Source organism: Pontibacter populi (assembly GCF_019336435.1).
Taxonomy (GTDB): domain Bacteria; phylum Bacteroidota; class Bacteroidia; order Cytophagales; family Hymenobacteraceae; genus Pontibacter; species Pontibacter humidus.
This window is the reverse complement of the sequence record NZ_JAHWXQ010000002.1, coordinates 851648-864871: the sequence shown is the minus strand read 5'-3', so window position 1 is coordinate 864871 and position 13224 is coordinate 851648. Positions and strand designations below refer to the sequence as shown.

The following is a 13224-nucleotide window of genomic DNA, read 5'->3' as shown; positions in this document are numbered from 1 at the left end:
TTCGGTGCAAAAATACGAAATTTTACTTACTTAGACTAATTACAAATTAAAAATGAAGAAGGTAGAACACATCGGTATAGCTGTTAAAAATTTTAGTGAGGCAAACAGTTTATACTATAAATTACTTGGCGTAGAACCGTATAAGGCAGAGTATGTGGAGTCGGAGGGAGTTAATACTTCGTTCTTCAGGGTAGGCGAAACCAAAATTGAGTTACTGGAAGCCACCAACCCGGACAGTGCCATTGCAAAGTTTATAGAAAAGCGTGGCGAAGGCATCCATCATATCGCATTTGAAGTAGAAGATATTATAGCGGAAATGGAGCGCCTGAAACAGGATGGTTTTATTTTACTGAACGAACAACCTAAGAAGGGCGCTGATAATAAACTGGTTTGCTTTGTGCACCCCAAAAGTGCCAACGGCGTACTGATTGAACTGACACAGGAAATGAAGTAATTGCTGGTTGTTTACTGCTGATTGTTTTCTTTGGAATTAAAGAGTTATAGTTAGCAGGTCGACCAAGAATTAACTATCAAAAATTAAATAATTGAAACTATGAAAGACTTAGTAAGGGAAGTGCAGGCGGCTGAGGAAGAATTACTGATGGGCAATGTAATTCTGTACCCGACTGATACGGTTTGGGGTATAGGCTGCGATGCGCACGAAGCTAAGGCAGTACAAAAAGTCTTTAAAATAAAAGAGCGCGATCCTTCCAAATCTATGATCATATTGGTTGCTGATATAGGTATGGTGAAGCACTATGTAGAGAATGTTCCGGATGCATTTGAAAAGATGCTGGAAGAGCAGGAACAGCCAACTACTTATATTTTTGAAGGAGCACAGAATCTGCCAGAAGAAGTAATTGCCCCTGACGGAACTATAGCTATACGGGTGGTGAAGGATGAGTTCTGCCATAAACTGATACGCCAGCTCGACAGACCTTTGGTTTCTACATCAGCTAACCTGAGTGGCGGTAAATCACCGGCTACCTTTGCTGATATAGATGAAGAAGTGAAAAAACGGGTTGATTATGTAGTTCGCTGGCGACAGGATGAAGAATCAGAAGCCAGGCCATCACGTATCGTAAAAATAAAGGCCAACGGCGAAATAGAAACTATAAGAGAGTAACTATAGCCAGCCACTATTTTAGATAGAACGAAGTACTAAATATAGATTGGCCTGTAGTTATTTTAACTATTTGTCTGTTCTCCTGCTAAGGTGCTTTCGAATTAATACATTATTTTTGCGCCTCAGGTGTGGCAAAACCACCTGAGGCGTTATTTTTTGATGGAAACAATAAAACTACCCGATAATCCTGTTTTTGATGTGGTAGCTTCTGCAGCGGCAGAGCTTGGTGTGGATGCTTACGTTATCGGTGGCTTTGTGCGCGACCTGGTGTTAAAACGGCCTTCCAAAGATATAGACGTTGTCTGTATAGGGGACGGAATAGCGCTGGCAGAGTTAGTTTCTAAAAACCTGCCCCATAAACCCAAAGTCTCTGTTTTTAAGAATTTTGGTACAGCCATGCTTCGTTTTAATGATTGGGAAGTAGAGTTTGTAGGAGCCCGGAAGGAATCATATAGAGAACATTCGCGCAAACCAGAAGTGGAACTGGGCACGTTGGATGATGACCTGAAACGCAGAGACTTTACCATTAACGCGCTGGGAATCAGTCTGAACAAAACCGACTATGGCCAGCTGATAGATGAGTTTAACGGCCTGAAGGATATGAAACGGAAGATCATCCGTACGCCTTTGGAGCCCGGCATCACCTTTTCTGATGATCCCCTGCGCATGATGCGCGCCATCCGTTTTGCTACACAGCTTGGCTTTGACATTGACCCGGATACGTTTGATGCGATCACAGATAATAAAGAACGTATTAAAATCGTGTCGCAGGAGCGGATAACAGATGAACTGAATAAGATCATACTTGCAGCAACACCAAGTTATGGCTTTAAGCTGCTTTTTACTTCCGGCTTACTGCAGCTCATCTTCCCGAAAATGGTGGAGCTGCATGGTGTGGAAACCAGGAACGGCAACTCGCATAAAGATAATTTTTACCATACACTGCAGGTATTAGATAACGTTGCGCAGGTTTCGGATGATCTGTGGTTGCGCTGGGCAGCTATACTGCACGACATTGCCAAACCCGATACAAAACGCTACTCCCCAAAAGTTGGCTGGACCTTTCACGGGCACGAAGACCGCGGCGCACGGATGGTTCCCAAGCTTTTTAAAGACCTTAAACTGCCCCTGAACGAGCATATGCGCTTTGTGCAGAAATTGGTAAAGCTGCATTTACGCCCGATCGCGTTGGTAAAAGATACGGTTACAGATTCTGCGTTACGAAGGTTATTGTTTGAAACCGGGGATGATATTGATGCGCTAATGGCCTTGTGCCGCGCCGACATCACCTCTAAGAATGATGTAAAAGTAAAGCGCTACATTCAGAACTTCGATAAGGTTGAAAAACGCCTGGTTGAAGTAGAAGAAAGCGATAAGCTTCGAAACTTCCAGCCAGTCATTACCGGGGAGATCATCATGGAAACCTTCGACCTGAAACCTTCCAAAACAGTTGGTGACCTGAAAGAAGTGTTAACCGAAGCGATACTGGAAGGGAAAGTGAAAAATGAATTTGATGAAGCCTATAATTACCTGCTACAGGTTGGCGAGCAAAAAGGGCTTCAGGTTGTAAATAAGAAGGCTTTGTAATGAAAAGGAGTGTAGCAACAATGTTACGCTCCTTTTTTATTTTACCTGAGTGCACAGCTGATAGCCGCTGCCTGCATGGGTACATGGTTTCGGCCAACAACTGCAAAAACTTTTTCGCCACGCGAAACGGCTTCAGTTATTATCCGGTACATGTGCAGATTCCGGAATTCACTATTGTGCCTGTTTATATCGTTTGTAAACTTCCCACCGGTTTCGGCGCCATTCTTTAGTGGGTCGAACCAACCGGCAGGTGCCTGCCACCAGTTTGCCGGTGTTGTCCAGTATTTTTCATAAGCTGTTTGCAGGGCATTTGTATCCGGAATCACCGTTGCAAGGTCTGGTAATAGTTTATTGGCTTTAACAAGGAGCTGGGCTATAGTTGCTTTCAGTTCTTCTTCATTCAGGCCTTTTCGGTCGCGCAGGCGGCTGGCTTCCCGGAGTATAAAAAACAGCTTTATCTGCTCGGGCGTAAATTTCTTCAGAGAAAGCAGGTACCGCACTTCATCCTGTGGGCTGGGTTCCAGCGATTGTGTTTTGATGCCTGCTTCTTTAGCCAGATACCGTACATAGCCCGACTCCCCGAATTGCTTTATAGTTTCAGTTTCAGAGTCAGCTGTTCCGCGATCCGGACCTTCAAAAAAAGCAAGGGTGGGTTTCTGAGCCTGCCAGGCTTCTCTTATAACTTTAAACTGCGGATCAGCGGCATCGTCAGAATGCCGGGCTCCGATATAGTTCAGCTTCGTGCCAGTAGGTCCGTTTAGTATTAAAGACCATTTTGTGTTTGGGGTCTCTTTCCAGTTTAAGTAAGAGATTAACTTTTGTTCGCAGGATTCTTCCAGCTGACCCTGAGCGTGAACATCAGCATGAAGAATCAGGAAAACAGGTATGAGTACCAGGAATAATTTTTTCATAGTTCAGGATCGGTTGAGTTAATAAAATGGCGGGTGTTATAAACTATAGTTCAGCTTGTAAAAGGTAGCAGTAAGTAACGGCAAGCTGACTGGAAGTGGGAGGGATGTGGTTTGCTGCTTCAGCTTCTCCCTGGGGTGGGAGAAGCCTTGCAGAATTATCAAACAACTAAACAAGGGTGATACTAAAGTAAACGTGCTAAACTTAAGGTAATGTGTATAGTTTTATAATGTACTCAGGCAGTGTTATGAGCGGGCTAAATCAGGTAAGAAAGATTTAGCCCGCTTTTTATTTAGTAAAATTATAGTCTATAGTTCTACTGACGTTCTACTTTGCTGGCTCCATCGGCATTTATCTGCTTACTGGCAGGGTTGCCTTTGTAGCTAATTCGGCTTGCTCCCGATGCATCAGCAGTAAGGCTTGACGTAGCATACACATCTATTTTGTTGGCTCCGCTAGCCTCCACTCGAACATCGCTGGCGCGTAACTGCTCTGCATTCACTTTGCAGGCACCAGCAGCATCCAGTTCGAGCCGGTCGGTAGTTCCGGTAAAGCGTGTGCTTGTTGCTCCAGCAATATCAGCGCGTATTGTTCTTGCTCTTACATTGATGGCCGCTTTAACTGCGCCGGCAAGTTCAAGGTCAAGTTCGTTGGTATTTATGCCTATCACATCTGCTTTAATGGCACCACTAAGTTCCAGACGTTGCAGATCTGGCACTGTGATCTGAATAAGTACCGGCTCATGGTCTTCAAACAAGTTAAATACTTTGTCTTCAGATTCTATAGTCAGCTCGCCGCCGTTTTCTCTTACTTCCATTTTATTGATTTCGCGCTGGCTGCCACGTACTGTTACCTGGTGGCGGTTACCCTGCTTAATCTGCACATGGTAATGTCCGGCAATATTGATATGGTCGAAATTGCTGAAAGGAAATGTTTTAGTGTTGGAACCGTACTCTCTCTCATTATCAAGAACGCTTTCATGGTTGCCAATCTCATTGGCTTCGTAAACAGCGCCATCATTAAAATCAGCTCCCGGCTCTTCGGTGTCCAAGGTATCACTGGCGCAAGTTATACACTCCAGCATGTCGCCTTTCGCTTTCCAGGTGTTTCTCACGATCTTATCATAACCGTAATCCTTGTCGAAAGTAGCACTTGGCAACAGGTACACAAACTCACGGGTCAGGCGGAACGGTTTATCCTTAGGCAATCGAAGTACGATGGTCAGGTCCTGATCGCGGAAGCTGGCTCCCTTTTTAAATTCGTAGCTGTTGTCGAAACGTAGCGTTGAATCCAGTTGCACTATACGATAAGTCACCATCCGGGCATTCTTCTTGGCTTCTTCTTCGGTGCGGCCTTTTGCTTCTATCTGTTGCAGAATCTCGATGTTAGGTCCGTTATGCTCACGCACATCTACATACAGGTTATTATACTCCAGGTCCATGTCATAAGCATCCAGTACGCTTACGCCTGCTGCAGGCACAGTTTTAGTGATCGTAATTTCGCCGCTGCGCTTAAAGTTGCCGCTGTAAGAGATAATAGAGGCGATCATAACTATAAGTGCCAGTACCCAAACTCCGAATAATGACCAGCCCAGGGTAGGGCGCATAAAGAAGCGTTTAGCAAGTAAGCCGATTGCAAGCAACATTAGGAACAGAAGGGGGATTAGGCCTACAATAAGACCTGCAACCAATCCGAATCTGGGAAATCCACCCAGCCAGATAGTTGAGTCAAAAGGCTCCATTTGCATAACGGTGTTATCGGAAATCCAGCCTATGCCCTGGAAGAAGGCCGCAAAAAGACCAACTATAAGCGATGCCGAAACCAGCAACAGCATAATGCCGGCTGCCACACGGATAAGTGCGATCAGGAAGCCTAAAACCGGGCCCAGGGCAGTGCCTAACCAGTTTATGATCTGGGATATAAGGCGGATAGGTAATAAGATGATCTTGGCAAGCGTATTCTCCTGACCATACTGGTCCTTCATGTTCAGGTTATCTTTCAGGGTTTGTTCTATGCCTGCCAGTGTAACGGGGTTACCCTGCATCTGCATGCGTTCTGTGAGCGTTACCGCTTCGGGTACCGCTATCCATAAAACGATGTATAACAGTAACCCGAAGCCGCCCAGAAAGATGGAAATAAGGAACAGAATGCGTACCACAGCTATATCAACTCCAAAATACTTGGCAATACCGCTGGCCACGCCGCCTAATTTCTTGTCATCAGGGTCTCTGAAAAGCCTTTTTACATTGGTTTCAGGTAACTCATGGCTCTCAGGCATACCAATCCATAACACGATGTATATTATAAATGCTGCTATTGCCGAGATACCAGCCGATAATACACCCAGCACGACAAACAGAATGAAGAACAAACGTATCCAGACAACATCAATGGTAAGGTAGTTGGCTATACCGGCGCACACACCGCTTACTACTTTGCGGTTTACATCGCGGTATAGTTTTTTAGTACCCGGTATTGCATAAGCAGAAGACGCACCAGCGGCTCCACCTGCATTATAGTTTGGAATCTCTTCCTCTTCTGGCTCAGATATTTCGAACTCCGTAACATTACCCATTCTGGCGATCAGGTACTGCACATCTTCCTGCGAGATAACCTGTTTGCCAGCAGAAAGCCGTGCAGAAAAGATCTCCGCAATTCGCAGCTCAATATCAGCAACTATTTCATCGTGCCCCTCATAGTTGGAGAAGTACGTGCGGATAGAAGCCAAATATCTGCTCAGCTGCTCATAGCCATCTTCTTCAATATGGAAGATGATGCCTTGTAAGTTGATGCTTATATTCTTTTTCATGACTAATTAGCTTTCTTGTTTTGAATGATGAAGTCGGTGGATTCTACCAGTTCCTGCCATGTGTCGCGAAGTTGCTCCAGAAAGGCTTTCCCTGTTTCGGTTAGGGTGTAGTACTTGCGGGGAGGCCCTGAAGTGGATTCTACCCAGCTGTAGTCGAGAAGCGACGCGTTTTTGAGGCGGGTTAGTAACGGGTAAAGGGTTCCCTCCACAACGATCATCTTGGCTGCTGTTAGCTCTTCCAACATATCGGACGCATATACTTCACCACGAGAGATAATCTCAAGGATGCAGAATTCCAGAATTCCCTTCCGCATCTGCACTTGTGTGTTTTCTACTTTCATGATGGTGATGTTTATATTGATGAAGCAAATATAATATAAGGTACTATGTAAAGCAAGGTACTGTTTAAAAATAATTACGTAACTTTTTAAAAAGGGTTAAGTAGACAGGAAAATTTATATTTTTATAGTGTATTTTTGTCTTTAAAATATATTTGGTGCCAGCACAACTTATTTATCGAAAGTCGTGTTAGTGGATCAAATCAGGTAAATTGGTTTTTAAGGTGGCACAACCCCGTGCTGCTGCTCTAGATAATTTCGTACCGACAGTTTTGGCCTATGCACAAAATTACTCTTAAGTGTTTGCTAGCAGCCTTGCTGCTTGTTTCCTGCTTTAGTGCGGAAGCCCAGGTGTCTGCCCCCAAATACAGTAATGAATTTTTGAACCTTGGTGTAGGTGCACGTGCATTGGGTATGGGTAATGTACAGGTAGCCATTACCAGCGATGCTACTTCCGGTTACTGGAACCCGGCCGGCTTGCTCCGCCTCCCCGACAAGTATAACATAGCCTTAATGCACTCCGAGTTGTTTGCCGGTATTGCCAAAAATGATTTCGCAAGTTTTGCGATGCCCATAGATACCAACAGCGCATTGGCAGTTTCTGTAATCAGGCTTGGTGTGGATGATATTGCCGATACCCGCCGCCTTCAGAATGAGTTCGGCTATATTCAGTACGATAGTGTAAAGTTCTTTTCAGTGGCTGATTATGCTGTGCTGTTATCGTATGCGCGCCGAAGCAAGCTGATAGAAGGGCTGCAACTGGGAGCGAGTGCAAAGATCGTTTACCGCAACGTAGGTAATTTTGCCAATGCCTGGGGATTTGGAGTAGATGCAGGCGCACAGCTTCAGCGTGGCAACTGGCAGTTTGGCGTAATGGGTAAAGATATTACAACCACCTTCACTGCCTGGACACATAATGTAGAAGAACTGGAAGATGCGTATGCCCAGACCGGGAACGACCTTCCTGAGAATTCTGCAGAGCTTACCTTGCCACGTATTATAGTTGGCGCCGGAAGAAATTTTCAGATCAATGATAAGTTCTCAGCTCTTGTTTCTACGGACATAGACTTTACGTTTGATGGTAAACGGAATGTGCTTTTCAAGTCAAACCTGATGTCAGTAGATCCGCACATTGGGGTTGAGCTGGTTTACTCCAAATCGGTATTTATCAGGGGCGGACTAAGCAATTATCAGCAAACTACCCGCTTCGACGGCAGCACGGCTACACAAGTACAGCCTAATTTTGGGGTTGGTTTCGTATCAAATGGCTTTAACCTGGACCTTGCACTCTCACGCATGAGCGATCGGGAGAAGAACTCCATAGCCAATGCCAATACGTCTTCGGTTATCATTTCAATGGGATATTCATTCAGATAAGGTACTTGTAGCCATGTATATATCCGCCGCTTTAAAACGCTTCTGTCTCTTATCTCTTTTTATCGTTATATCTATAGTTACGGCCAAGGCGCAAACCAACTATGGCAACGAATGGATTAACTATGAGCAGACCTATCATAAGATAAAAGTAACCACTACCGGCCTGCACCAGCTTAATTATACTTATTTAAGTCAGCTAGGCCTGGAAGGTGTTAATCCGCAAAACCTGCAATTATTCCGTAGGGGAAAAGAAGTTGCCGTGTACATAGCCGGAGAACAGGACGGAAAGCTGGACCCACAGGATTACCTGGAGTTTTACGGGGAACGAAATGACGGAGCACTGGATGCCGAACTATACAAAGACCCTTCGCACCAGCATCATCAGTTCTTTAGTCTTTATACTGATACTGCTTCTTATTTTCTGACTTACTCTTCGGTTAAAGGGAAAAGAGTTAACCAGGAAAATACTGTAGCAAATGGACTAACACCTGAACCATACTTTATGCAGAAGGCCCTGCAGCTTTTTACTAATTGGTTCTACCAGGAAAAGGTTTACGGTTTAATAGCAAAGATGCCCTGGATGGATGAAGGTGAGGGATATACTTCCGGCCCTAGAACTATAGCAATAGCAAACTATAAAATAACAGGCATAAGCAATATTTATAATTCTGGGCCGACACCTTATGTTGATTTTAGGACAGTTGGTGCATATAAAGAATACCACAAATTAGCTGTAAACATAGTTGCTCCAAATGGTACCATCAGAAACTTGGGTAGATATGAGTATGACTTTTACTCTAGTGCAAGAGATATTAAGCCAATTAATTTTAATGAGATAAATACTGACGGCAGTATTACGATGCAAATAGCACCAGATGTTACGGAAACCAAAGGTAATGCTATTGTAATTTCATACGGGCGGGTTACTTACCCGCAAAAATTCAACTTTAATAATAATCAACATATTTTTTACACAGATTCTCTGAGGACTGGGGATTTTTATTTCGAGTTTCCAAATATAACTAGCAATATAGTTGCGTATGATGTGACTGATCCTCAAAATGTTGTGCGTATTGCTGTTGTCCCTGTCTCAACAAACACTAAAGGTATTGTAGTAAAAAACAATGGCTTTATGAAGAAAATCGTTGTTGCTAATGCTGATAAAATATACAAACCGGCTGGATTAGAAAAAAATATACGTTTCAGGAAGATTGTTCCGAACGCGCACAATTATATTGTTTTAACTAATAAACGGCTAATGAAAAAGGTGTCAGGAACTGAGTTAAGAGCTCCTGAACAATATGCTGCTTACCGGGCCTCCCAAGCAGGAGGCGGTTACGATACATTACTGGTGCATATGGATCAGGTAGTGGATCAATTTCATTATGGGGAATTCTCATCAAACTCTATCCGTAAGTTTATGAAATTTATGAGCTCCTCTGCAAGGCCTAAACAACTATTTATAATTGGTAAAGGAGTAAAATATGCTTCAGATGAGTATAGAGTAACTTACGGAAGCAAATTCAGTTATTACCATATAGGTGGCCGTAATCCAAAAGTGCATGAAATTGATCTGATTCCTACTGGTATAACGCCCTCATCAGATGTATTCTTTACAGCCGATTTTCATAATAACTCTTATATCCCCAAAATACCTACTGGCAGGCTTGCGGCTACGCGTCCGGAGGATGTGATCAATTACCTAAATAAGGTTAAGGAGTATGATGCAATTCCGGAAGGATTACCTTGGAGAAAAAATATATTGCAGTTAGGGGGTGGGAGTAGTCTTCCTCAAATAAATCAAATTGCAAACTATCTCAGAATTTACAAGTCCATTGCCGAAGGTCCATATCTAGGTGCTAACGTAATTGAAAAGTACAGGCAAAATGTAAGTGAGGTAGTTGAAAATATAAACGTGTCCAACGAGGTCAATAACGGTCTCTCGCTGCTCACCTTTTATGGCCATAGCTCGCCAGGCACAACAGACTTAGACATTGGTTTGGTATCAAGCCCAATCAATGGATATAGTAACAAAGGAAAGTATCCGGTTATTCTCATGAATGGGTGTAACTCAGGAGATGCATTTATCCCGAATAACAGGTCATTTGGGGAAGACTGGATAAATACTCCGGAAAAGGGAGCAGTTGCCTTTATCGCTCATTCTGATGCAGGAGAAGTCGGTTATCTGAACTATTATTCATCCAATTTTTACACTACTGCTTTTCAGGATCCTCAATATTACGGTAAAAATTTAGGTGAGGTACTACAGAAAACAGCTGAAAGAGCAATGCAAAGCAGCCAAAGCAATATTGTGATTGCCATGGCAATGGAAATGGTGTTGCAGGGCGATCCGGCGGTTAGGTTGTATGCTCCAGCTAAACCTGATTATGCTGCTATAGAAAGTGAAGCTGATATAACAAGTACAGTGCAGGGCGAAAACCTGACAGCTTCAGCTGAATCGTTCAATATTATACTTGGTGTCCGGAACTGGGGCAAAGCTATTACCGATTCCGTTACAGTTACAGTAAAGCGTATTCTTGCTGACAATACTGAAATGGAGTCGTTAAAAGTGAAAGTAGCACCTATTATGTATAGCGATGTACTGAACATACCTATAGATAACCGTGGCATAGCGGCACGGGGAATGAACAGGTTTGAAGTAACATTAGATGGGGCCTTTGAAGTTGATGAGTTGAATGAAATGAATAATACGGCTAGCTTTCAGCACTTTTTTCCAGCATCTGGTTTAATTGCACTTGCACCTGTCAAGTATAGTATAGTGAATAGCAAGAATGTAAGAGTAGTGGTACAAACCACTCAAATAGAGGAAAGTAGGCAGGGCTTTTATCTGGAAGTTGATACAACGCATCATTTCAACAGTAACTTAAAGAAAGCATTTGCACAACCACTTGGAATGCTTTCAACATGGGATTTGAACCTGGCTTCTTTAGGTAACCTTCCAGATAGCACTGTATACTATTGGCGAGCCCGTTTTCAAAATTATAGCGAAGGGGAAGATACCGTGTATGCGACCAGTTCTTTTAGGGTAATAAGTGATTCAAAAACAGGTTGGTCGCAGAGCCATGTGGGACAGTTTCAAGAAACGGATTTAAGTGGTTTTGCGCTACAAACGAAGAAACCACTATGGGAATTTACATCTATAAAAAGCGATATTGAAATAAGGACTTTAGGTGGTAGTAAACAATTTAAAACTCCAGACTACAACTTAATTATTGATGGACGGCCAATGATACATCAAGGCTGTAGTAATCCGGCTGGAAGTGCTACACCACGTCTGATCATGGTTGTGATCAATAATAAAACCCTGAAACTGGTAGAGAGCTTGGTTCCTGCTTATGCGTGTGCTGCTGAGCCATTTATGTATGATTTTGGAGACTTGCGTACGGCAGCCAATAGAGCAAAGCTTGAAACATTTATAAATGCAGTACCAGAAAACTTTTATGTAGCTGCTATCAGCATTAATAATGTGCCATTCAATGATTTTACTTCTACACAAAAGGCCGCATTAGGCAAGATCGGATCAGAATTGATTAACTCACTTAAGACAGGAGACCCTTTCGCTATAGTTGGGCAGAAAGGGTTGGCTGCCGGTAAAGCCTATGAAGTAACAGCTATTAGCGGTGAGGGTATTCCGGCAAATCAGCAGGAAATTGTTTTAAAAACGAGGATTTTATCAAACCAGCAAGCCGGAGAAATAACTTCTCCTATAATCGGGCCTGCCCTTAGCTGGGGTTCAGTACACCACAATATCGAAAAGTATCAGGCTGGTAACGATGACTATACACTTCGCGTGATCGGTATAAATGCGGAAGGTGCTGCGACAGTATTAGCTGATAATGTTACATCTAAAAACTTCGACATTTCTAACATTGATGCGAAGGTATACCCGCATCTGCAATTACAGGCCGCTCTCTCTGATGCAACAGATCGCTCTGCTCCTCAACTGGACCAGTGGCTTGTTCTTTATGAAGTAGCACCTGAAGGTGTGATTCGTCCTGATCTGGTAGAAGCAAGTTCAACTATAATTTCGGATCAGGCGAATAAAGGGAAAATGAAGGTTCCGATGATCTTTCAAAATGTTTCTCCCTTTGCCTTTAAAGACTCACTTGCTGTTGATGTGACCGTAACCGGGGATGGGATTGATCCAATACAGAAACGCTTGAAGCTTGCCCCGCTTGCAGGTAATACCTCGGCTACTTTCAATTTCGAAATGGATACTCATATCCTGGACGGCAACTATAAGTTGAGCATGTATGTGAACCCACGGATTCAACCAGAGCAGCATTACTTCAATAATATCTATGTAGTACCATTTAAAGTAAAGTCCAGGTTACACCCGATTATGGATGTGGCTTTTGATGGGGTACATATCATGGATGGGGAATTGATATCGCCTAGTCCGATGGTTAGCGTAACTGTAAAAGACGAAAACAGGCAAGCGTTCCTGGGTGATGCTTCCGGGATGTCGATAGTGCTTGTTTACCCTGATAAAGGTGAGCAGGAACTTGCGCTTGATAAAACTTCAGAGTTAGTTGAGCACGTGGAAATTTTCCCGGCAACAGAGAAGAGTGATTTCAGGGTTGAGTTTAAACCTACAAAGTTGGAAGACGGACTCTACAGAATGGAAATTCGTGCAAAGGACGTAGCAGGCAAGCAGTCAGGTATTTCGCCGTATCGCATCAATTTCGAAGTGGAGAACAGATCAGCCATAACCAATTTCTACCCATTCCCGAACCCGTTCTCAACCAAAACCAACTTCATATTTACACTGACTGGCGCTACCATTCCGGATCATATCAAGATACAGATCTTAACTATAACCGGTAAGGTGGTAAAAGAGATTATGAAGGAAGAGCTGGGGCCGCTGCGCATTGGTAACAACAAAACCGAATATGCCTGGGATGGTACCGATATGTACGGCGATAAACTGGCGAACGGGGTATACTTATACCGTGTGGTAGTTAGCCGGGGCGATGAGATGATGTACCATAAGCAAAAGTTTGGCGACAAAGCCTTTAAAAACGGCTACGGCAAGATATACATCTTGCGTTAAACGA

8 protein-coding genes are annotated in these 13224 nt (G+C 43.5%); 5 read left to right on the top strand and 3 right to left on the bottom strand.

Annotated features, from left to right (window positions below):
• The first annotated feature begins 52 nt into the window (after positions 1-52).
• From mce to KYK27_RS10250, 3 genes are all read left to right on the top strand, one after another.
• Positions 53-454, top strand: a complete 402-nt coding sequence (gene mce, locus KYK27_RS10260) for a methylmalonyl-CoA epimerase (RefSeq protein WP_199109919.1) — start codon at positions 53-55, stop codon at positions 452-454.
• A 99-nt stretch (positions 455-553) separates the two neighbouring features.
• Positions 554-1126, top strand: a complete 573-nt coding sequence (locus KYK27_RS10255; RefSeq protein ID WP_199109918.1) for an L-threonylcarbamoyladenylate synthase — start codon at positions 554-556, stop codon at positions 1124-1126.
• A gap of 159 nt (positions 1127-1285) precedes the next feature.
• Positions 1286-2713 carry a CCA tRNA nucleotidyltransferase gene (locus tag KYK27_RS10250; protein WP_199109917.1) on the top strand — a complete coding sequence of 476 codons (1428 nt, stop codon included), beginning with the start codon at positions 1286-1288 and terminating at the stop codon, positions 2711-2713.
• A 41-nt stretch (positions 2714-2754) separates the two neighbouring features.
• Here KYK27_RS10250 and KYK27_RS10245 read toward each other — a convergent pair whose 3' ends face one another.
• The 3 genes from KYK27_RS10245 to KYK27_RS10235 form a co-directional block, all read right to left on the bottom strand.
• Complete coding sequence (locus KYK27_RS10245) at positions 2755-3624, bottom strand: hypothetical protein (protein WP_199109916.1); 870 nt, start codon at positions 3622-3624, stop codon at positions 2755-2757.
• A gap of 314 nt (positions 3625-3938) precedes the next feature.
• Positions 3939-6431: a GIN domain-containing protein gene (locus KYK27_RS10240; protein ID WP_199109915.1), complete on the bottom strand. Its 2493-nt coding sequence runs from the start codon at positions 6429-6431 to the stop codon at positions 3939-3941.
• 2 nt (positions 6432-6433) lie between these two features.
• Positions 6434-6772, bottom strand: a complete 339-nt coding sequence (locus tag KYK27_RS10235; protein ID WP_199109914.1) for a PadR family transcriptional regulator — start codon at positions 6770-6772, stop codon at positions 6434-6436.
• A 276-nt stretch (positions 6773-7048) separates the two neighbouring features.
• Between KYK27_RS10235 and KYK27_RS10230 the strand changes: the two genes are divergently transcribed.
• Positions 7049-8146 carry a PorV/PorQ family protein gene (locus KYK27_RS10230; protein ID WP_199109913.1) on the top strand — a complete coding sequence of 366 codons (1098 nt, stop codon included), beginning with the start codon at positions 7049-7051 and terminating at the stop codon, positions 8144-8146.
• A 13-nt stretch (positions 8147-8159) separates the two neighbouring features.
• Positions 8160-13220, top strand: a complete 5061-nt coding sequence (locus tag KYK27_RS10225) for a C25 family cysteine peptidase (RefSeq protein WP_199109912.1) — start codon at positions 8160-8162, stop codon at positions 13218-13220.
• The last annotated feature ends 4 nt before the right edge of the window (positions 13221-13224 follow it).